Annotated in this window: 1 protein-coding gene; it reads left to right on the top strand. The window is 70.7% G+C overall.

Annotation, left to right across the window (positions count from 1 at the left end):
• On the top strand, positions 1 to 1,156 hold a 1,156-nt coding region (locus RI554_11435; protein MDR9392627.1), incomplete at its 5' end, for an aldehyde dehydrogenase (NADP(+)).
• Between the last annotated feature and the right edge of the window lie 616 nt (positions 1,157 to 1,772).

The raw sequence follows: 1,772 nt of genomic DNA, 5'->3' as shown, positions 1-1,772 counted from the left end.
CCGCATCGACCCGGCCGATCCTGACCGCACCCCCGCGCCTAAGCCGGACCTCCGATCGATGCGGCGCGCGATCGGGCCCGTCGCCGTATTCGGTGCCAGCAACTTCCCCTTCGCGTTCTCCGTCGCCGGCGGCGACACCGCCTCCGCACTCGCCGCTGGCTGTCCCGTCGTCGTCAAGGCCCACCCGGGCCACCCCGGTACCTCCGAGCTCGTCGGCGCCGCGATCGCCGATGCGGCTCACCGTACCGGTCTTCCAGACGGTGTGTTCTCACTCTTGTTCGACGACGGTCACGACGCCGGGGCGCAGCTGGTGCGTGCGCCCGAGATTCGTGCTGTGGGTTTTACAGGTTCCCGAGGTGGGGGAGAGGCCCTCATGCGCATCGCGACCGAGCGGCCTGTACCGATCCCCGTCTACGCCGAGATGGGTAGCGTCAATCCTGTTTTCGTGCTTCCCGGCGCCGCCCATGCGCGCGGCGAGGCGATCGCCGAAGGCCTCCACGTCTCGTTCACGCTGGGCGTCGGCCAGTTCTGCACCAACCCCGGCGTCGTCCTTGTGCCCCGCGGTGCCGACGGGGATGCCATCGCGACCGAGCTGGCCCGACGAACCGAGGCCACGCCCGGCGGCACCATGCTGAACGCCCGCGTGTGCGAGATGTACGGACGGGGCATCGACGCACTCCGCGAGGCGGGTGGCACGCCCCTCGCCCAGGGCTACGCTGCGGACGGCCCCACCGCCGCGTCGGCCGCCGCGTGGGAAGTGGACCTGGCCGCCGTTCGGGCCGACCCCACGCTCCTGCACGAGGTGTTCGGCCCTAGCACGGTCTTGGTCTGGTATCGCGACGTTGTCGACCTCGTCGCTTTCGCCCGCGCCATGGAGGGGCAGTTGACCGCCACCGTCCACGCGGAGGACGACGAGTTGGACGTCGTTCGCCCCCTCTTTGCCGTCCTCGCCGACCGCGCAGGCCGCGTGCTGTTCGGCGGATTTCCGACGGGTGTCGAGGTGAGCCCCGCCATGGTCCACGGCGGACCGTTCCCGGCCACGTCCGACGGTCGTGGCACCTCCGTAGGTACCTACGCCATCGAACGCTTCACGCGATTCGTCGCGTACCAGAACGCGCCACAGGCGTTGCTTCCCGAGGCGTTGCGGGACCGGTAGCGGCCCCGCTGGCTGGCCCACATCGATCGCTGCCCCGTCGCGTGGTTCCGTTGGGGCGGTGGGGCCCGTCTTCGTTCGCATCCCGGTGCTGCGCCTGGCCCCCAGCACCAGGAGTCCGACGGCCTTCACCGCCGCCAAGTCCTGTGCGGAGTCGCCGCGTACGACGATCGTGTCCAGGCTGGATCGGGCCGAGGTCGGGACGGACGAGGCGCTCGGGGTCGTGGACCTTGTCCGAATGGAGGACGGCTTCGGCCGGCACGTGGGCGTCGGACATACGGTCCAGCTCGTACGAGAGGCGGCCGTTCAGGTCGTCGGTTCCAGCCACGATGGTACGCCCGCCCGGACGGCCTTCGCGAAGGTCTCGTGGTGCGCGTCGCGGGCGAGGGGGGCCTTCCGGAGCCCGCGCGGAGGGCGGGGTGACGCCGTCGACCGGAACCGCCTCGGCGATCAGGTGCACGGCCGAGAGGGTGCGAACGTAGGCGGTGAGCGTCGTGCGGAGGCGCTCGACTTCGTTCCGGATCATCCGCAGGGCCGTGAAGGAGGACGTCATCGGTCTTCTCGCTCGGATGGGTCCCGACGATCGTGAGGCGGACGTGCGCGTCGATCAGGCCTGGAA

The organism is Trueperaceae bacterium, assembly GCA_031581195.1.
Taxonomy (GTDB): domain Bacteria; phylum Deinococcota; class Deinococci; order Deinococcales; family Trueperaceae; genus SLSQ01.
Note: the sequence above shows the minus strand (reverse complement) of the source record. Positions and strands in the feature narration are given on the sequence as shown.